Here is a 17,374-nt window from a genome sequence, read left to right as displayed (position 1 = left end):
GCTCTTTACTCTCCAGATCCTAAATCGCAACAAGAAAAGAGCCCTCTTATTTATCATTAAGAGCAACAACACCCGGCAGCTCTTTTCCTTCCATAAATTCTAAGGAAGCGCCACCGCCTGTAGAAATATGGCTCATGCGATCAGCAAGATGGAATTTTTCAACTGCAGCTGCAGAGTCGCCTCCACCAATTACAGAATATGTATCGTTTGCTTCAGCTAAGCTTTCCGCTACCGCTCTTGTACCACCAGCGAATTTATTCAATTCAAATACACCCATCGGTCCATTCCAAATGACAAGCTTTGAGTCTTCAATCACTTTTGCATAAAGTTCACTTGTCTTTGGTCCAATATCAAGCGCTTCCCAGTCGGCAGGAATCTCTTCAATTGGAACAACCTTCGTATTAGCATCCTCAGAAAAGTCATCTGCTACGATCACATCAACTGGCATGAAAAATTTAACGCCCTTTTCTTCAGCCTTTTTCATGAACTCTTTCGCTAGCTCAATCTTATCCTCTTCTAAAAGGGATTTCCCAACCTCATGGCCTTGAGCCTTTACAAATGTGTAAGCAAGCCCTCCGCCAATAATTAAGTTATCCACTTTTTCTAAAAGATTATCAATGACACCGATTTTGTCTTTAACCTTCGCTCCACCAATAATCGCTGTAAAAGGTCTTTCAGGATTAGACAACGCCTTACCAAGTACGTCTAATTCTTTTTCCATTAGGAGGCCGGAAACCGCTGGCAAATGGTGTGCGATTCCTTCGGTAGAAGCATGAGCACGGTGAGCAGCACCAAATGCATCATTGACATACACATCTGCTAGCTCAGCAAAGCTTTTCGCTAATTCCGGATCATTTTTTTCTTCACCAGGATAGAAGCGAACATTTTCAAGAAGAAGAACATCGCCATCGTTCAACTTTGCTACTTCAGCTTGAACTGCTTCACCATAAGCTTCGTCCGTTTTCTTTACTTCTGTGCCAAGCAATTCAGACAAACGCTTCGCTACTGGAGTTAAACGCAGCTCTTCGACAACTTGACCTTTTGGACGGCCTAGATGACTCGCTAACAGGACCTTCGCACCTGCATTGACCAAGTACTGAATCGTCGGAAGCGCTGCTATAATACGAGTTTCATCGGTAATTTGCCCATCTTTCATCGGCACGTTAAAATCCACTCGACAAAAAACGCGTTTCCCTTTTAAATCAATATCCTTAACACTCTTCTTGTTCATTTTGAGACCTCCTTGTTATCGGGGATTACATAGAAAAAGGAGAGGGGGAATCTTCCCCGCTCCCCGCTTTTTCGTTATTCGACTATTAACACTTTATAGCAATGCACAAATGGTGGAAAATTTATGCACTCTTTCCCTTTACCATTATAGACTACAAATGTTAATATCCAAGTAATTTTGACAAGAACTTTATGAAAAAATGGTTAAATTATAGACCTTTTTGTGCAAGGTAATCTACTAGGTCTACGACACGGTGAGAGTAACCAGACTCGTTGTCATACCAAGAGATCACTTTTACCATGCTGCCTTCCATTACCATTGTAGAAAGAGCGTCGATTGTTGAAGAATTAGGGTTACCGTTGTAGTCACCAGATACTAGTGGCTCTTCGCTGTAACCAAGAATTCCTTTTAATTCACCTTCAGCAGCTTCTTTAAGCTTAGCATTTACTTCCTCAACCGTTACGTCTTTATCAAGCTCAGCAACTAAGTCTACTAAAGAAACGTTTGGAGTTGGAACACGCATTGCTCCACCGTTTAATTTACCTTTTAATTCAGGTAATACTAAAGATACAGCTTTTGCAGCACCAGTTGTTGTAGGAATGATGTTTTCAGCAGCTGCACGTGCGCGACGGTAATCTTTATGTGGTAAATCAAGAATTTGTTGGTCGTTTGTGTATGAGTGAACAGTTGTCATCATACCACGCTTAATGCCGAAGTTATCGTTAAGAACCTTAGCGAATGGAGCTAAACAGTTTGTTGTACAAGATGCGTTAGAGATAACATGATGGTTTGCTGCATCATACTTATCATGGTTAACACCCATAACGATTGTAATATCTTCATCAGATGCTGGAGCAGAGATAACTACTTTCTTTGCACCTGCTTCTAAATGCTTAGCAGCGTCTGCACGCTTTGTGAAACGACCAGTAGATTCAACAACAACTTCAACACCTAGGTCTCCCCAACCAAGTTGAGCCGGATCGCGTTCAGCAAGAACTTTAATCTTGTGGCCGCCTACTACTAAAGAATCTCCATCAACAGAAACTTCTTCATTAAGAATTCCGTGTACAGAATCATATTTTAAAAGGTGTGCAAGCATGTTTGCATCAGTTAAGTCATTAACTGCTACAATCTCAACATTAGGATTTTTTAAAGCTGCACGTAATACGTTACGACCTATTCTACCAAAACCATTAATACCAACTTTTACTGCCATTATTTTTTCCTCCTCAAATTTATAAATTAGGCTAAAATTTTAGCCTGATTAAGTAAAATTCACATTGTGAAATTTACATATTCAACAATTCCTTTGCTGCGCCCTCATCCGTTATTAAAATCGTATTAGGCCGCACTTGCTTCATGTAGGAGCGAATCGCTTTAGCCTTCGAAGCTCCTCCAGCTACTGCAATGACATGTTCAACATTTGCTAAATCGTCCAGCTGCATCCCAATTGTATGGACTTTATGAACGATTTCCCCCGCTTCATTAAAGTAATAACCGAATGCCTCACTAACTGCTTTGCGCTCAAGAAGCTTCGCCAGATCCTCAGGACTTGTCTTTCGACGTTCCGCCATTGTAATAGCATCTCCAATCCCATGCAAAACAATATTAGCTGATTTAATTAAGGTTAGTACGTCATGAATAAGCGGTTCTTTCACAATCGTTTGATACATTTCACTGCTTACCTGATCAGGAACATAGAGAACACGATGTTTGGCCTGTGTTCTTTCAGCCATCTTCGCACAAATGGTATTAGCTTGATTTTGTACATCTTCGCCAATCCCACCTCTTGCAGGGACAAAAACCATTTCCTTGCTTAATTCTGGAGTTAACATTTCTGCAACAGCAGCCATGGTCGTACCCCCAGTAACAGCAATAATATTTTCTCCTGCAAGTATCCCTTTCATACAAATAGCACATGCCCTGCCCAATTCACTTTTGACCCAAGGAGAATCATCGCTATTTCCTGATACAATGATGACTTTTCCTACACCAAGGCTTTTCTGCACTTGAATCTCCAATGAATTCAAACCTTTAAGCTCTCTCATCGTATTCGTGAGTCCCTCTAATACCTTTTGTCCTTCAGTAGTTAAGCTCATCCCCACATTAGCGATACGAATAAGATTCTGCTCTTTCAGCAGCGAAACCTCAGCCCGAAGAATTCTTTCTGTTATCCCTAAGCTTACGGATAAACTCCTTCTCCCAACCGGCTCCATCAAACTTATGTACTGCAAGATGTCAAATCTTCTTTGCATAACAGGAAGTAAATCAGGTAATAATCTTTTTTGAATGTCAATCAATGAGTATTTCATGATTTGCTCCTTTTTTCGAGTGGTCTTTTTTTGTCCCCTATGGACATATGATGTCCCGCTTAAGTCAAAAAAAATCACCCTTGCCACGATTTCATTTTAGCAGAGGTGATCTGAGATTTCAACTTAAATAGCTTGAATTATTTTCCCTTAATACCTGTTCAACTAAAAGTTCATCAATTTGCCCAAACTGGACCTCTTCTCCATTAATTTCTACTACTGGTATCATCATTCCGTACTTTTCGGTTAACTCATCACTTTTGTCAATATCGGCTTCAATATAATGAAAATCATATCTCTCTTTCAATTTTAAAAGAATCGCCTTCGCTTTTTCACAAAGGTGACAGCCATTTCTTGTGTATAGTTTTACAATTGTTTTCACCTTAATCCCCTTATTTTCATAATTTTTATATTTCATAGCGCTTTCTTTTTGAAGAAGAAGGAATGCCCAATTGATCGCGATATTTTGCAATCGTTCTCCTAGAGACGACTATTCCATGCTTACTGCTGAGCTCTTTGACAATTTCTTGATCGGACAATGGCTTTTGCTTATTTTCTTCGGCGACGAGCTTCGAGATAATGTCCTTCACTTGTTGTGACGAGGCATTTTCACTGGAAGTTGTTTGAATCGTGCTGGAAAAGAAATACTTCAATTCACATAAGCCAAATGGAGTTTGCGCATACTTTTCCCTTACAGCGCGGCTGACCGTTGATTCGTGGACGCCGATCTCCTCGGCTACATCCTTCATCGTCATCGGCTTTAAATAGGCTGGTCCTTTCATAAAAAAGTCATGCTGCTTTTCTACAATTTTTATCGCTACTTTTGTGAGCGTTTCTTTTCGCTGTTCCAACGCCTTGACAATCCAAAAATAATCCTGCTGCTTTTCTTGCAAAAAGCGATTAACCTGCTTGTCTTTATAGGAAGAAAACTGTTTATAATACTCTTCATTAAAGCTTATTTTAGGTAAAACTTCATCAAAAATACTAATCGTGAACGCCTCACCCTCACGCTTAACGACCACATCCGGCGTTATATAAATCGCTTTATCATTCTGAAAAGCAAGCGCTGGTCGCGGAATCAATGTTTGAATAAAATCAAACACTTGCTGAATCTCTCCGGGTGTAACCGCTAAAAGCTTTCCGAGTTCCTTCCACTTTTTTTCAGCAAAAAGCGCAAAATGCTCCTTCACGATGGTTTCTGCCAATTCATATCTCTTTTCAAGTCTTTGCAATTGCAGCAACAAGCATTCCTTTAAATCCCTTGCCCCAATTCCAGCCGGCTCTAAACTTTGTATAATACTTAAACACGCTGCTACTTCCTCATTTGTACTGCGCAAATCTTCCGCAATCTCATCAACCGTCGCACAAAGATAGCCATTTGCATCAATGTAAAAAATCATTTCTTGGATTATAAGTCTTTTTCGTTCATCGACTTGCTTCATATTTATTTGCGACAATAAATACGTGTCCAATGATTTATTATCCGTTCCAATCTGTTCGATCCAACTTTGCTTATCCTTCTCCACCTTCATCGTCTTTCTCTTAGAACGATCCTTCCGTGGATCCATCGTCCGAACATGTTCAGATTCAATTTTTAACAGGGGATTCTCATTCGCCTTTTCTTCCAAAAAAGAAGTCAGCTCTTGTGTGGAATATTGTAATAAGGCAATCGCCTGAGATAATTCTTGCGTCATCGTCAACTTCAAAGTTTGCTGTTGCCATAAACCAGGCTTCAAATCCATCTCATATCCCCCCTTACTGTTATTTTACCTTAAATTGTGGGGATTGGTGAATTGAAATATTATTTTGTTGAGATGTGAGATTGATTCAAAAAATTAAAAATGGAGCAATTGAATAATCATAAAGAAAATTGGAGGAACCAATATGGACGGCAAAAGATTAAAAGTATTAAATTTCTTAATCCCAAGAATACCTAAACCAGACGCTATAATTAAAATCCCTCCAACTATCGTCAATTCGTTTAGAAGATCACTGTTTATGGAGTTTTCCATAAACAAAGCCATCAAATAAATAGAACCTTGCCAAAAAAATAAGATCACTCCAGAAAACATAATACCGATACCAAATGTAGAGGCTAACACAATCGAAGTAATTCCATCTAGCATCCCATTTGCAAGCAAATACGTATAATCTTTTTTCAATGCTGCCTCTATCGGACCAATAATCGACAGTGTCCCCATGCAAAATAATAAAATAGCCGTCGCCAAGCCTTCAGCTAAATGGCCGTTGGAATATTTACTCACTATGAAGGTAAACCTTTCTTCCAAATTCATCCATTTCCCAAACAATCCTCCCGCAGCTAAGCTTACGATAAAAAGGACAGGATATTTACTAGAGGGCAAATGGTGTACGAGTGCATTAATCCCTAATCCTAACGCGACCAATCCCATAGCCTGCATCAATATATTATGATACGCCTCTTTTATCCCCCGTTTTAAGAAACTTCCGACCATGCAACCGATTACTACCATGAGCGTATTAAAGATGGTTCCAAACATCATTACTTCCCCTTTGCTCTTATATTTCCATACAAAAAAATATAGACCCTCCTGCAAGAGGAGGGTCAACACTTTATTGGTATTTGTATTTCCGTTAAATAGTCTTTTTTATTACCAGAAATATAATGATCAATAATTGTCCTTTCAATGGAATCTCCGCTAACTTCGAAACCATTATCATGAATATATTTTAGTAGGTATCTATAATATGCCGGAGAATCGCTATGATTTCCGTTATAAAAAATGCAGGCATACATCCCTTCTGCAAGGGTTGTCACAAAAGAACTCTGAATGTCCTCTTTTTCCAATATATTAAAGATCGAGTTATATTCATCGAACTTGTGGTTGACGATATCGTCTATTCCCACCGTTAAACCTACTCCCCCAATAAATATTGAAGAATTTTTATTCGCCTGGTTCTCTAATCGTCGCAAGGATACTTCCAATTCTGGTTCTGAACTAATTGTATCCATTAATCTCACGATTCTTCTCTCGGCTAACTTTTTTATAAACGGGAAGCCAACCTCTTTAACTTCTCTTGCAAGTTTAATATCCTTGATTCGATTTTGAAATCTGTCCTTAATTCGTGTTAGTTCTTTAATTTTTTCTTCAGTTATTCGTTTTTGCTCTTCTAACAACTTTAAAAAATCATCGATATTTCTTTGTTCCAAATGTCTTTTAATATCCTTTAATGCAAAGCCTAACTCCTTTAAATATTGAATCGTATTTAAATGCTCGAATTGTTCTGTTGAATAATATCGATAGCCGTTATCTCTATTCGTATAAATAGGCTTCAATAAGTCTATTTCATCATAATAACGCAGAGTTTTTATTGTCGTATTATGAAGCTTGGCCATTTCTCCAATTGAAAATTTATTCTTCACTTAAATCTTCCTTTTGAAAAATTTATATTATCAAAATATCACTGTCTTCCACTATGTTTTTTTAATAAATGAAACTTTTTCTATTCCTAATCGATATATATTAACTTTGATACGGCGATCGCTTCATCGTTTTTTTGAAAAAGTGAGCGAGAGAAAATCATCCATTTATTAACCCTTTAATAAGGTGCTTTCCCACTTTAATTATCAGAGTCCCGATGAAATCGACATATATGATATTTGCTGGAGACACGGTGTCTCAGTGAAACCTTTAAGTTCTGAATTTTTGGAGCCGCAAATAGACTTTGATGCGATTAAACATCTGAGAGCCTTTTCCATTCCGAAGCCAAAGGCAAGAAGAGGGATTATTTATATAAGCTCAGAGTTAGACGCTGTCGAGAAAAAAATACTGCTCGCTGAGGAATTTTGCCACTGCTATTCACATTATGCTTCACAATTAAATTTGGACAAGCATTCTATCTCAAAAATGGAAAACCAAGCAAAAAGAATGGCCGCTTATTTGCTCATGCCTGCCATTTTTTTAAAGCAAGTGTATGCAGCAGCTGTTAGTGAACCCGTATTGATCTCCGATATTGCTGACCATTTTGTCGTTACCGAGGAGTTTGCCAGCTACCGATTAGAGCTCACTCACAAGCATAAAGTCGATGGATTTGCACTGCTGAAGGAACGACTGGGAAGCATCGAGTGGTTTTTGTAATAGTTTGATAGCGCACATTTGGGGCTGTCGAAAAGCCCCTTTTGTTTACTTATTTTCTTTTCAAGTCAATAAGATAACATTCATGTGCATTTATTCGATTACAGGGCATCTATTCATTATTCTACGATATTTTCAATCAAATCCGTATATGTTTTGACCCACATAAAAAATGGTAAATCATCATCCCACGTCACCATTTTCGTCGCTTTTGCGCTCCCCCAATCTAATAACCTTTGATGAAGCATATGTACTTTTAATCTTTTAATTATATCTTCCCTATTTTCCACCTTATTAAAATACGTGTCCACTAAATGTTTTGCTAGTTCCTCTTCATCGTTATCTGTATAATAGGTTATCATTTTGATTAGATCTGAAATAGGGTCTGCAAAATAAGAATTCGTAAAATCAAAAACACCACTTACTTTCCAGTCATCCACACCATCTACTAAAAAATTCCCTGGTTTAAAGTCCCCCATTACGAATGTAGGGCTGGAAAATGCCTTAAAGTTTTCCTCAGAATCAACTAATAATTTTTCCACCCAAGCTATATCTTGATTGGAAATTTTTGAGTACTTTTTCGCATCGTCTAACCAGTAGCGAATTCTATTAAAAAGCCATTTTGGATAAGAACCTCTAAACGGAGTAATAGTAAAATCTTGAACATTTAGTTCTCCACATTCATTAACCCTCCACTCGTGAAATGAACGTAGTGTTTCAGCTATTGATTCAGCTATCTTTAATTTATCTTCTTTTTTTAGACTATTTTTCAATATTTCGGAATTTAAATGCTCTCCCTTTAATTTTGGCATAATCGCATAACTCCAGCCGAAAATCTCATTCGAGTCATCAATGATGTAAGGGGCTGGAACAACGGTATCAGTTCGCTTATCCATTTCTTCAATAAAGTATCTTTCCTCTATCAATTGGCCTTCATAAAGTGGATTCCCTTTAAAAACATAATTTCCTTTATTCGATGTTACAAACAGTGTTTGCCCCATTGCTCCATGGTCAGTTTTTTTAAAAGAAACAAGCTTCCCCAAATTGAACTTACTTAGCATATCCTGTATTTGTTGATCTTCTAATGTACCTAGTTTATTGGATGCAAAGATAATTTTTGAAGTCATATCATTCCCTCTTTCGATTTAAGGTCCTTTTCTAAATATGTCACCAAATACCATATTCTATTTATGTACTAAAACCCCTTTTTTAAAGTTTAAATACTAAATGAAATGGACAATTCCCAAATTAAAAAACTCTGTTTTATCCTGTAAATAACAGCCCTATGTGGGAATCTATTAAGAACCGCTTAAGGACACTGAAAGGCGTATAGCTTCACACAAAATATGCCAAAAATCATTCTATCAGCAATTCTGTTTAACAAAGCCAAAATAAAAAGTACCATTTATTTTTGTGAGGATATTTTTTATTAATTTCTATTTTTTTGTTACTTAATATTTATGGATATTCTTATCGTTGTCGTCACCTATTTCATCATTCTCCTCTTTTTCCTCTTCTTTTTCTTCATGAAATTCACTCGGGACTTGTGATGTTATATAATCAAAAGGTGTATAGATATTTTCAGGAACAGATTTCTTTTTAATTATTTTATAAGCAATCAAGATAACTACTAAGACTAATGAAATTGAAAATACTAAAACGCACATCAATAATATCTTCACATTTTCCCTCCTACTTATGCTCTACTATACGTTTGAAAAGGAATACTATTTCCATCCTTGTTTATTTCTTTATTGTTCTGGTCGTAAACTGACTCGTTAACTACCCTACCTTTTATTTAAAAAATAGTTCTTTTTTTATTTTCTTAATAATGATACTATTTTTATGTAAAATATCCATAAGGAGTGATTCTTTGACATCGATCGCAAATGATAAGGCTATTATGAAAGAAGTAACAATTAACGCACCAATAAGTTTAGTTTGGCATGCTTGGACAATCCCAGAAAGAGTATCGGAATGGTTCGCACCTGAAACCGAAATAGAAGCTAAAGTAGGCGGCGCATACGAACTTTATTTTGTACCTGGAAACAAAACAGGTATGAATACAAAGGGATGTAAAATAACTAAACTAACTTGGGAAAATGAGCTACAATTTACTTGGAAAGGACCAGACCAATTTGATACATTAATGAACCATGAAACTAAATTGACTACTGTTAATGTAAGCTTCACATCAATAAATGAAGATTCTACAAAGGTGATCATTAAACACTTGGGATTTCAGGATAATGATGACTGGGGCGAAGCTATCAACTGGCACGAAATGGCATGGTCCAGTGTCCTAAATAGCTTAAAATCTGCTATAGAAAAAGGAGAAGGCAATTTGTGTTGCCAACCCTGAAAAGATAATATCTCAAAAAACATTTTTTATTAAAATTAGATGGTTTTTTATCCGATTCATTTTGCATCACTAGATTATCTCGATACAACATAAGAAATATGTTTAATCTCCCTTTCCATTTATAATAAGGGTTAAAAGGAGATGTATTGTGATGAGAAATTTACTGTAATTAAAAAACATGTATCTAACTATCCTGACCATTCCTTACTTTTGCATTTATTTTTCATTGCATCTCATATTCGAATGAACTTCAAAAGGTTCACATACGTTGCCTTCCTTCTGGTAAACTTATTAATAAAAATTCGTAAGGAGTGATTTTTGTGTACGAATATAAATTTGTTACAATACCTGTCGGTGCGTTAAATGGCAAGCCGAAGGAGGATTACCAAGCAATTAACCATAACCATGCAAAAGAAGGATGGAGCTAAAACAACTTATAAGTCTTCCTTTTGCTGCAGGTGGTCAAGCTCTGACGATGGAAATAATTTTCGAAAGACAAGTTTAATTTCGCCATTGTTGTGCATAACCCAAAATAACTGACCATTTTTCGATAGCACCCAACATCGGGTGTTATTAATCTTTACAGGATTTTCTGTAAACAGGCTTGAACATATAGTACTTTAACCTCAATAAATTCATAAAATTAATTAGCTATCAGATATTTAGAGGTGACTGCTTGTGGTTTTTGTTCATCCTTTACACCACCATTTCATGCAATGGTGCTGCGACACTTGTTATGACGAACTCGGTAGAGCAAGACTCTGTAACTGTAGACCTGATTGTTATGCCTATTATGCAAATCAACCTTATTACTTGTTTTATTAATGGATAGAGGTGATTCCTCTATTTTTTTATTTCATAATTCTTTGCAAACACCATCAAATATATAAGCAGTGGAATAAATACTGGATGTATTGTTCACCCCGAACAACTAATCGAAACCTAAAAATCAAATGGGAAAAATGCAAAAAAATGCAAAATGAATTCGAAAACTCTTGTTTTCATTAGGATTTCACAAAAAACAAAAAAGCGCCAATCCCTTGATACTATTGGAATTGACGCTTTTTAATCTAACTCTCTAAAACATACAGTACGCCCTCGGAGGGAATCGAACCCCCATTTTAAGAACCGGAATCTTACGTGCTATCCGTTGCACCACTAACGGATGTATCAGCTAATAAACGTTGTCGTGACGCCTTTCCTCGAGGTTTCCACCGTAACCACTACGCGCTATTTCATCAAAAACCGAAGCCTAACGTTACCTATATAATATCGTAATTTGTCGGATAAAGCAAACGCAGAGGCATCGCAAACTCATACCGTTGTCCTCCCGCATCTTATAATTTCGTATAATTTTATTATAAAGACAGGCAATTTTAACGCGGTCGCAACATAAGTATTTACCGAGTAGCTAATCAGTAGGCTTACCGCGGTTCAGCCGTCGTGAACCCTGCAGCTACGCGAAAATACTGACGTGTTAAAAGGAGGAAACAAAATGTTATTTACACCGACACTACTGGTCGCCGGAGGCGCGACGGTTGCGCTCGCCTGTCTCGACAAGACGCTCGATTCATACGGATTCCATGCGCTAGGCACGGCGCTAAGAATCGCCCTACCACTGGCGGCTTTGCTTGCCGGCGTCTACTTTATCGAAACAAACGCATTGCTCGGGTGGTTACGATGACCCTACGCGATACACTTACGAAACTTAAATACCGCAAACGACTCATCAACGTATTTAAATCGGCGGGTCTTTTTCTCGGCGATGCCGAACGTCCTTTCTTTCCGAAAATACACTCCGTCAAATTATTCCCGCAATTTACTTCGATTATCTTTACGCTACCCAACGGACTAGACCCGAAATTAATCACGAAAAACGCCTATATATTCCGGCAATATTTCGGCAAATCAATCGAACTGGAAGGAGACATCAAGCGATTTAGGTTAACCGTTTTTACTACGACAATACCCGTAAAATTAGCGTATAAAATCGACGCTGTACTACCGGTCGTCGCCGACCATAAACTCGGCATCATTTGCGGCAAAGACCGCACGGGGCAATACGTATCGTTCGACCTTACGACACAGCCGCATATTTTGATTGCCGGCGAAACAGGTTCAGGCAAGTCAACGCAGTTACGGTCGATTCTTACGACGCTTATCCTCACGAAAAAGCCGAGCGACTTGCGGCTGTATCTCGGCGATTGCAAAAAGTCGGAGTTTCACTTGTTCCGTAACGTTGAACACGTTCAGTGCGTGTTAAGTAGTCCGCATGACATTCGCGAAATGCTCTGCGAAATCAAAACCGAACTCGACCGACGAAGCGACTTAACGGAAGTGTTTGGCGTCAGTCATATTGACGAGTTGCCGGCGGAACATCGCGTACCGTACCTCGTAGTTGCCATCGATGAATTCGTCATGCTGCGGAAGGACGCCGATATTATGGACATATTAACGGAAGTGGTCGCGATTGGTCGCACGCTCGGAGTGTTCGCCATCCTTTCGATGCAACGCCCTAACGCAAAAGTTCTCGACACGACTATTCGCGCAAACCTTACCGTTAGCATGGGCTTTAAATTACGCGACATAACTGAATCACGAATCGTTAATACGCCGGGCGCAAACGAAATAGAAACGCAAGGACGGTTTATTATGAATAGCGATAAATTGTACGAAATCCAAGCTCCTTATTTAACGATGGAGCAAGCGCGCGAATTGCTAAATCCGTTTGTGATTGCGAAAGGAAAGGTCAAGAAAGTCGCGCCACTAACAGAAAAGGACGTTTTTAACGACTAGACGGGAGGGATTACGTTGTTGACTAAACGCGATAAAGCGATAATTGCCGATTTAAACCGGTTTCGCGTAATGGACCGCGACAGCATAGCCGAATTGCACTTCGCCAACCTTAAACGTCCAATAAACGCCACAAATTCGGTGCTGTTGCGCCTGCTACGCGACGGACATATACAGCGCTCTACGCACGTGCAACCTTACGTATATTATGGCGCAGACTTACGCATCAAACGTAATAGCGCAAAGATTCACCATTGGCTGTCGATACTCGACGTTTACAAAGAAATGCGCAAGCTTGGCGCTCTTGAGTCGTTTCGTGTTGAGCCGAAATTCGGGCGCAAAGGTGTTGCCGAGCCGGACGTATTCGCGAGGTTTCGCAAGACCGACTTTTTTATCGAGGTGCAACGCACGATTTATACGGAAAAGCAAATGCGTGAAAAAATCGACCGGTACATCGACTTGTGCCGCAGCGACTTACTGCCGAAGCCGTTTCCGCATTTGCTCATACTATCGGAGCATATCTACGAATTAAAAACCGCGCCGTTTCGCGTGTTTCAAGCGCAAAGCTTTACGGAATTTGTAGAGTCATTGAAACCACGTCCGATAAAAATCGCCATTACCTAAAGTCAAACAAGGATCATTCACACGATAGATAGAATATATCATTAACCGGACGACGTGTCTTTTCCGAAATTTGCAACGCCACTTCCAACGAGGGCTGTCGCACTCCTTTTTCATATCGGTTATATGAATACACACTCAAATTAAGAAATTCGGCAAATTCTTTCTGATTCATACGATGGTCGTGGCGTATGTTTTTAAGATTATTTTTAATTGACATAAAACTATCACCTCGATACTAAATTCGCCAAAAATATAATTATTCCTTTGAATAATGTTTTGTTGATGTTTTTAGTAAATAATGCTAAATTAGTATTGTTATAATTTAAGTAAAGGGGGAAATACTATGAAAAAAGTTTTCGTAAGCGTTTTTATTATTTTGTTAGTTGGATTTCTAGCAGCATGCGGAGAAAATGAGGCGGCAAAACAAGATGATAACGAGGTTAAGCAAGAAGAAAATACTGCTAATGAGACGGAAGTAAATACCGATGAGGGTAACGAAGATGAGGAAGTTTATTTTAAAGATAACGAAGTTAAATTAATAGATTTAAAAATTAAAATAACTGATACTAAAGTTATACAACCGGGCGAAACAGGAAATGAATATGGAGAAAAACCTGTTTTTGCAATTTGGTACGATACTACCAATTTAAGTGGTAAAGATATTAACCCCGGAACTGCTTGGATTGCTGTATTTGAAGCGATTCAAGACAACGACCCTAATGCAGTAAACACCCTTGATGTGGGGTCGCTTCCAGACGAACAATTTCTTGATAGTCAGATGCAAACTATTAAGAAAGACGGCACTGTTAAGAATGCGATAGCTTATGAACTAGACGACCTCGAAACTCCGGTAACATTAGTTGCGTCTCAAGGTGTTATGGGAGAAAAATTAGGAGAACAAACTTTCAATTTAAAATAAAGAAAAAGAGCCCCTACTCCGCGAAGAGTAAGGGCTTTTATTAAATTATTCGCCTTTGCTGCGCGCCTTCTCCGTTACATCATTATCTTTCCAGTACGCCCACAACGACGCACCGCCGAGAAACGCCAGCGAAATAAACGTGCTAACGCCTTCCTCGTTGACCGGTATCACGCTATACCCCGCCATTTCCAGCCCGCTATTAACGAGCGCCAATGCGAGCAACACAAAGCGCGACACTGTTCCCGCTGTAATCGGCTTAACTTCGTTTTTCTTCGACATTCTACTTCGCCCCCTTTTCGCCTTGAATCAAACCTTGTTCGAGCGCCCGATAAATCAACCCGATTGCGTCGCTATCCGTCAACTCGCCCGCAAGTAACTTCGCCCGCCATGACGGGTCGAGCGCTTTGTCGCCGTGTACGTCAGCGTTTGATAAACGGTTAAGCACGACGGATGTTGCGTTTGTTAATGCCTTTACGGATGGTTTATACAAATTGTCCGCCTCCTTCGGTTTAGTGGCGCTATTTGCCGCCTGCTTTTGCGCTAACTTGAAAGCTTTCGCAATGCCTGCGACGTGTCCTTGCGCCAGTTGTTCGATAAATGACGCCTGTTTTAGTTTTGCGGCGTCGCTTGCGTTGTCGATAAATAAGCATTCCGTTAGCACCGCCGGCATTTTTGATTCGCGCAGCACGGCGTAGTTTGCCTCTTTCTTGCCACGGTCTTTTACGCCAGGAATACTCGCCATAATTTCGCTGTGTAGCGCGTCTTGAATCGCTACCGAGCGTGCGCTTGCCGACGTGTGTACGAAATCCTCGTAGCCCGTGCCGCCGCCTGCGTTGATATGAACGGATAGGAAAAAGTCGGCGCCCCAAGCGTTGGCTGCGTCCGTGCGCTGCTTGAGCGTTAACGACTGGTCGCCCGTGCGACTGAGCCGTACAGTTACCCCGCTGTAATTTGCGAGCAACAGCGCTTCGATGCGCTTGGCGATGGTTAGCGTTAAATCCTTTTCGCGGAGTCCGTTGCCGACTGCGCCGGGGTCGGAACCGCCGTGTCCTGCGTCGATAAAAACCTTGACCATTATTGACCGCCTCCCATGCGATTTTTAATTTCGCGTAGTTCGTCGATAACGACGTCGTACTTTTCGCTGAATTTGTCGAGTAAGTCGTGTAGACGTCCCTCGCGCTCCTTGTTCGTTTTCATGACGTAAATAAGGAGCCATACGAACAATATCGCGAATGGCCCCTGCGTTAGAAAATATTTAGTAGTTTCCGCATCCATCGATGCACCTCCGATTAGTTGTCATTGATTCAATAATGTATTAAACACAAAATAGTACGATATAATAAATAAAGCAAAACAAAACCAAATTGAGGAAAAAACAAGGATGGGATTTCGTGTTCTTCGGTATACTACAATCCCTACGAGAGTATATACTATCAATAAAATCAATAATGAAAGTATTACGCCCCCTATACCCATATACACACCTCCAATAAATTAATCCTCATTTTCAATATCGTATCCCATTTCGATGAGTTTTTTCGCTACTTCTTCTCGTAAGTTTGAAAGGTTTGGTACGTCTCTGTACTTATAAACTCCGCTCATTACCGCCGTAAACCACGTTTTTACAATGATACTGTTTTCGTTAAACATCCTATTCAACCTCCTTATTAATATCCAAAATACTACCCACAACATCGCGCAAATTAAAAAGAGCCGGAACATCATTAAATGTCACCGCCCCTTGTTTGATTTGTCTTATCCATGCCTGTACTGTGATTGACTTATCGCTAAACACTATTTGTCACCTTCCTGTTGTAACACCATTAATAAAGTTAACTCAATTATTGCGCTGTCTAAATCTTTCCTTACCGCTTCTATTTTTTCATCAACGGTTGGTCGAGTATCGAGGTATTTGTAATATATTTTCGACCCATCCCACATCCTTATAAACTCTCTCCCTTCTTCGGGCTGCGGCATTTGGTCAATTAAAAACCCTTCTAGCAACAGTTCGTGTTCTGTTTTTCCTCCTGCAAACGGAAAGTAATCAACAAAGTAGACCTCACCCAAATCATTGACCTTTATAAATATTCGCCCCACATTTTTCACAACCTTTCTTATTGCGATGTTGGATACACAAAATAAACGTTATACAATGGGTCGTCGTTATTCCTGGAAGAATAAAGTATGTTTGATAGGTCATTTAAATCAACAATCTCAATATACGCTACGATTCTACTACTGTTAGACGATTGAAAATACGCAAGTCGATAATCATCCAATAATGCGCACCCAGCATAAACAGATCCACCGGCGCTTGTACCATAAGTAAAAGCAGGGGATCGGTTGTATAACGGTGATGTAGTTCCGTTTTCTATATCAACAGACCTTACATAAATAGTTAAAGTGCCTCGATGTTCAGTTTGTCCCGTTGGTAGTGTAATCGTTTGGGACACCCTTACCATTTTAGTTAAATCATCTGTGATATTAGCGTAAACAAAATCGTTATACGATCCTGTTGATTCGTGTATTATACGATTTAAATTGGTATCGTATAAAGCGATATAATTTGATAGAGACGTGTATTGAACTAAAAAACAAAGATACTTATCTTTAATTACTCTTATCGGCAATAAATTTGCACTCGAAAGTGCCGTAGTCGCTATAATATCACCCGTCTCCCCATTGACTTTAGCCATTTGGCTAGTGCTAATATTATTAAACCATAAATCCTCTTTTTCAAAATATAGACCATGTTTGTTTCTTTCGGTTGAAGGTAGTTCAGTTAAGTCGCTACCGTCCGGATTAATTGTGTATGTCGTAGTTCTGTATCTAACGTGGATTTTATTTCTTCGGCTGTCGTATCCAATAGATATGATTGAGGTTGGCTGAGGGGCATCTGTACCGATGCGCTGGTCCCACAGTTGAGTACCTAAAACCATATCAAATGCAGCAATTCTTGATGAATCAATCTGAAATACCACTATTCCTTTGGATTTAATGACACAAAACACGGAATTACGC

At 39.2% G+C, this 17,374-nt stretch carries 24 protein-coding genes; 7 read left to right on the top strand and 17 right to left on the bottom strand.

The annotated features are described in order from the left end of the window. Nucleotides 1–46: 46 nt before the first annotated feature. The 7 genes from PZE06_RS12130 to PZE06_RS29850 all read right to left on the bottom strand — a co-directional run bounded on the left by PZE06_RS12130 (nucleotide 47) and on the right by PZE06_RS29850 (nucleotide 6,943). Nucleotides 47–1,231, bottom strand: coding sequence for a phosphoglycerate kinase (locus PZE06_RS12130; protein ID WP_150915895.1), 1,185 nt, complete (start codon nucleotides 1,229–1,231; stop codon nucleotides 47–49). 208 nt (nucleotides 1,232–1,439) lie between these two features. Beyond that, on the bottom strand, nucleotides 1,440–2,447 hold the full coding sequence (gene gap / locus PZE06_RS12125; RefSeq protein WP_095310195.1) for a type I glyceraldehyde-3-phosphate dehydrogenase: 1,008 nt from the start codon (nucleotides 2,445–2,447) through the stop codon (nucleotides 1,440–1,442). 73 nt (nucleotides 2,448–2,520) lie between these two features. Next, on the bottom strand, nucleotides 2,521–3,543 hold the full coding sequence (locus tag PZE06_RS12120) for a sugar-binding transcriptional regulator (RefSeq protein ID WP_095310197.1): 1,023 nt from the start codon (nucleotides 3,541–3,543) through the stop codon (nucleotides 2,521–2,523). 118 nt (nucleotides 3,544–3,661) lie between these two features. Next, on the bottom strand, nucleotides 3,662–3,922 hold the full coding sequence (locus PZE06_RS12115) for a glutaredoxin family protein (protein ID WP_150915896.1): 261 nt from the start codon (nucleotides 3,920–3,922) through the stop codon (nucleotides 3,662–3,664). A 25-nt stretch (nucleotides 3,923–3,947) separates the two neighbouring features. After that, complete coding sequence (gene rpoN, locus PZE06_RS12110; RefSeq protein WP_150915897.1) at nucleotides 3,948–5,282, bottom strand: RNA polymerase factor sigma-54; 1,335 nt, start codon at nucleotides 5,280–5,282, stop codon at nucleotides 3,948–3,950. 93 nt (nucleotides 5,283–5,375) lie between these two features. Beyond that, nucleotides 5,376–6,059 (bottom strand): DUF554 domain-containing protein, encoded by a 684-nt coding sequence (locus PZE06_RS12105; RefSeq protein WP_150915898.1) that lies wholly within the window; start codon nucleotides 6,057–6,059, stop codon nucleotides 5,376–5,378. 65 nt (nucleotides 6,060–6,124) lie between these two features. Continuing rightward, a complete protein-coding gene (locus PZE06_RS29850; protein ID WP_150915899.1) occupies nucleotides 6,125–6,943 on the bottom strand; it encodes a MerR family transcriptional regulator in 819 nt (272 codons plus the stop codon). Nucleotides 6,944–7,202: 259 nt separating this feature from the next. Here PZE06_RS29850 and PZE06_RS12095 point away from each other — a divergent pair, with 259 nt between their 5' ends. Then, nucleotides 7,203–7,658, top strand: coding sequence for an ImmA/IrrE family metallo-endopeptidase (locus PZE06_RS12095; RefSeq protein WP_170943579.1), 456 nt, complete (start codon nucleotides 7,203–7,205; stop codon nucleotides 7,656–7,658). A gap of 116 nt (nucleotides 7,659–7,774) precedes the next feature. Here PZE06_RS12095 and PZE06_RS12090 read toward each other — a convergent pair whose 3' ends face one another. Together PZE06_RS12090 and PZE06_RS12085 are read right to left on the bottom strand one after the other, a co-directional pair. Next, nucleotides 7,775–8,782, bottom strand: coding sequence for an aminoglycoside phosphotransferase family protein (locus PZE06_RS12090; RefSeq protein ID WP_150915900.1), 1,008 nt, complete (start codon nucleotides 8,780–8,782; stop codon nucleotides 7,775–7,777). A gap of 324 nt (nucleotides 8,783–9,106) precedes the next feature. Beyond that, on the bottom strand, nucleotides 9,107–9,337 hold the full coding sequence (locus tag PZE06_RS12085) for a DUF3951 domain-containing protein (protein ID WP_225315194.1): 231 nt from the start codon (nucleotides 9,335–9,337) through the stop codon (nucleotides 9,107–9,109). A gap of 191 nt (nucleotides 9,338–9,528) precedes the next feature. Here PZE06_RS12085 and PZE06_RS12080 point away from each other — a divergent pair, with 191 nt between their 5' ends. The 5 genes from PZE06_RS12080 (at nucleotide 9,529) to PZE06_RS12060 (ending at nucleotide 13,434) form a co-directional block, all read left to right on the top strand. Beyond that, complete coding sequence (locus PZE06_RS12080; protein WP_095310210.1) at nucleotides 9,529–10,017, top strand: SRPBCC family protein; 489 nt, start codon at nucleotides 9,529–9,531, stop codon at nucleotides 10,015–10,017. Between the two features lie 320 nt (nucleotides 10,018–10,337). Next, nucleotides 10,338–10,445: a DUF4177 domain-containing protein gene (locus tag PZE06_RS29845; RefSeq protein ID WP_142946935.1), complete on the top strand. Its 108-nt coding sequence runs from the start codon at nucleotides 10,338–10,340 to the stop codon at nucleotides 10,443–10,445. 1,067 nt (nucleotides 10,446–11,512) lie between these two features. Next, nucleotides 11,513–11,701: a hypothetical protein gene (locus PZE06_RS12070; protein ID WP_150914195.1), complete on the top strand. Its 189-nt coding sequence runs from the start codon at nucleotides 11,513–11,515 to the stop codon at nucleotides 11,699–11,701. After that, the gene (locus PZE06_RS12065) at nucleotides 11,698–12,813 is read left to right on the top strand and encodes an FtsK/SpoIIIE domain-containing protein (protein ID WP_150915901.1); all 1,116 of its coding nucleotides are present in this window, start codon (nucleotides 11,698–11,700) and stop codon (nucleotides 12,811–12,813) included. The genes PZE06_RS12070 and PZE06_RS12065 overlap by 4 nt, the downstream gene beginning before the upstream one ends. A 15-nt stretch (nucleotides 12,814–12,828) precedes the next feature. Next, nucleotides 12,829–13,434, top strand: coding sequence for a hypothetical protein (locus tag PZE06_RS12060; protein ID WP_225315195.1), 606 nt, complete (start codon nucleotides 12,829–12,831; stop codon nucleotides 13,432–13,434). Between the two features lie 13 nt (nucleotides 13,435–13,447). Here PZE06_RS12060 and PZE06_RS12055 read toward each other — a convergent pair whose 3' ends face one another. Beyond that, nucleotides 13,448–13,651, bottom strand: coding sequence for a helix-turn-helix transcriptional regulator (locus PZE06_RS12055; protein ID WP_150915902.1), 204 nt, complete (start codon nucleotides 13,649–13,651; stop codon nucleotides 13,448–13,450). A gap of 126 nt (nucleotides 13,652–13,777) precedes the next feature. Here PZE06_RS12055 and PZE06_RS12050 point away from each other — a divergent pair, with 126 nt between their 5' ends. Next, nucleotides 13,778–14,353, top strand: a complete 576-nt coding sequence (locus PZE06_RS12050; RefSeq protein ID WP_150915903.1) for a DUF5067 domain-containing protein — start codon at nucleotides 13,778–13,780, stop codon at nucleotides 14,351–14,353. A gap of 45 nt (nucleotides 14,354–14,398) precedes the next feature. On the opposite strand, the gene PZE06_RS12045 is transcribed toward PZE06_RS12050, so the two are convergent. The 7 genes from PZE06_RS12045 to PZE06_RS12015 form a co-directional block, all read right to left on the bottom strand. Further along, the gene (locus PZE06_RS12045) at nucleotides 14,399–14,632 is read right to left on the bottom strand and encodes a phage holin (RefSeq protein ID WP_150915904.1); all 234 of its coding nucleotides are present in this window, start codon (nucleotides 14,630–14,632) and stop codon (nucleotides 14,399–14,401) included. Nucleotide 14,633: 1 nt separating this feature from the next. Continuing rightward, complete coding sequence (locus PZE06_RS12040; protein WP_150915905.1) at nucleotides 14,634–15,428, bottom strand: N-acetylmuramoyl-L-alanine amidase; 795 nt, start codon at nucleotides 15,426–15,428, stop codon at nucleotides 14,634–14,636. Next, the gene (locus PZE06_RS12035) at nucleotides 15,428–15,628 is read right to left on the bottom strand and encodes a BhlA/UviB family holin-like peptide (RefSeq protein WP_150915906.1); all 201 of its coding nucleotides are present in this window, start codon (nucleotides 15,626–15,628) and stop codon (nucleotides 15,428–15,430) included. The genes PZE06_RS12040 and PZE06_RS12035 overlap by 1 nt, the downstream gene beginning before the upstream one ends. 219 nt (nucleotides 15,629–15,847) lie before the next feature. After that, on the bottom strand, nucleotides 15,848–16,003 hold the full coding sequence (locus PZE06_RS12030; RefSeq protein ID WP_191963705.1) for a hypothetical protein: 156 nt from the start codon (nucleotides 16,001–16,003) through the stop codon (nucleotides 15,848–15,850). A gap of 1 nt (nucleotide 16,004) precedes the next feature. Further along, complete coding sequence (locus tag PZE06_RS12025) at nucleotides 16,005–16,148, bottom strand: hypothetical protein (RefSeq protein WP_275791690.1); 144 nt, start codon at nucleotides 16,146–16,148, stop codon at nucleotides 16,005–16,007. Continuing rightward, nucleotides 16,148–16,450 (bottom strand): hypothetical protein, encoded by a 303-nt coding sequence (locus PZE06_RS12020; RefSeq protein WP_150915907.1) that lies wholly within the window; start codon nucleotides 16,448–16,450, stop codon nucleotides 16,148–16,150. Before PZE06_RS12020 ends, PZE06_RS12025 begins: the two co-directional genes overlap by 1 nt. Before the next feature lie 17 nt (nucleotides 16,451–16,467). Beyond that, nucleotides 16,468–17,374: hypothetical protein (locus tag PZE06_RS12015; protein WP_275791689.1), on the bottom strand; the 907-nt coding region annotated here is incomplete at its 5' end.

This window comes from Robertmurraya sp. DFI.2.37 (genome assembly GCF_029211245.1).
Taxonomy (GTDB): Bacteria; Bacillota; Bacilli; order Bacillales; family Cytobacillaceae; genus Robertmurraya; species Robertmurraya methanolica_A.
The sequence above is the reverse complement of the archived record's forward strand: the minus strand, read 5'-3'. Positions and strand labels throughout refer to the sequence as shown.

What these genes read in the sequence shown, in the direction of transcription:
- PZE06_RS12130 (WP_150915895.1), bottom strand. Translation starts at nt 1,231, where the DNA reads ATGAACAAGAAGAGTGTTAAGGATATTGATTTAAAAGGGAAACGCGTT.
- gap (WP_095310195.1), bottom strand. Translation starts at nt 2,447, where the DNA reads ATGGCAGTAAAAGTTGGTATTAATGGTTTTGGTAGAATAGGTCGTAAC.
- PZE06_RS12120 (WP_095310197.1), bottom strand. Translation starts at nt 3,543, where the DNA reads ATGAAATACTCATTGATTGACATTCAAAAAAGATTATTACCTGATTTA.
- rpoN (WP_150915897.1), bottom strand. Translation starts at nt 5,282, where the DNA reads ATGGATTTGAAGCCTGGTTTATGGCAACAGCAAACTTTGAAGTTGACG.
- PZE06_RS12105 (WP_150915898.1), bottom strand. Translation starts at nt 6,059, where the DNA reads ATGTTTGGAACCATCTTTAATACGCTCATGGTAGTAATCGGTTGCATG.
- PZE06_RS12090 (WP_150915900.1), bottom strand. Translation starts at nt 8,782, where the DNA reads ATGACTTCAAAAATTATCTTTGCATCCAATAAACTAGGTACATTAGAA.
- PZE06_RS12070 (WP_150914195.1), top strand. Translation starts at nt 11,513, where the DNA reads ATGTTATTTACACCGACACTACTGGTCGCCGGAGGCGCGACGGTTGCG.
- PZE06_RS12065 (WP_150915901.1), top strand. Translation starts at nt 11,698, where the DNA reads ATGACCCTACGCGATACACTTACGAAACTTAAATACCGCAAACGACTC.
- PZE06_RS12055 (WP_150915902.1), bottom strand. Translation starts at nt 13,651, where the DNA reads ATGTCAATTAAAAATAATCTTAAAAACATACGCCACGACCATCGTATG.
- PZE06_RS12050 (WP_150915903.1), top strand. Translation starts at nt 13,778, where the DNA reads ATGAAAAAAGTTTTCGTAAGCGTTTTTATTATTTTGTTAGTTGGATTT.
- PZE06_RS12045 (WP_150915904.1), bottom strand. Translation starts at nt 14,632, where the DNA reads ATGTCGAAGAAAAACGAAGTTAAGCCGATTACAGCGGGAACAGTGTCG.
- PZE06_RS12040 (WP_150915905.1), bottom strand. Translation starts at nt 15,428, where the DNA reads ATGGTCAAGGTTTTTATCGACGCAGGACACGGCGGTTCCGACCCCGGC.
- PZE06_RS12035 (WP_150915906.1), bottom strand. Translation starts at nt 15,628, where the DNA reads ATGGATGCGGAAACTACTAAATATTTTCTAACGCAGGGGCCATTCGCG.
- PZE06_RS12030 (WP_191963705.1), bottom strand. Translation starts at nt 16,003, where the DNA reads ATGTTTAACGAAAACAGTATCATTGTAAAAACGTGGTTTACGGCGGTA.